The following is a 255-nucleotide window of genomic DNA, read 5'->3' as shown; positions in this document are numbered from 1 at the left end:
ACGACCTGCTGTTTCTCGGCGCTTCGCTGTCGCGCTATCCGCTCGAAGGGTATCGCGAGAAGTGCTCGACCCAGACCGTGCTCGGCACCCGTTTCGCGAAGAAACCCGTCGTGCTGGATATTCCTGTCACGATCGCGGGCATGAGCTTCGGCGCGCTCTCGGCGAACGTCAAGGAGGCGCTCGGTCAGGCCGCGACGGCGATGGGCACGTCCACGACCACCGGCGACGGCGGCATGACCCAGGAGGAGCGCCGCT

Annotated in this window: 1 protein-coding gene; it reads left to right on the top strand. The window is 66.7% G+C overall.

The features are described 5' to 3' along the window. Positions 1–255: glutamate synthase-related protein (locus VSR34_RS39245; RefSeq protein WP_342965330.1), on the top strand; the 255-nt coding region annotated here is incomplete at both ends.

It is taken from the genome of Paraburkholderia sp. JHI2823, assembly GCF_038900695.1.
In the GTDB taxonomy this organism is placed as follows: domain Bacteria; phylum Pseudomonadota; class Gammaproteobacteria; order Burkholderiales; family Burkholderiaceae; genus Paraburkholderia; species Paraburkholderia mimosarum.
This window is presented reverse-complemented; position numbering and strand designations above follow the sequence as displayed.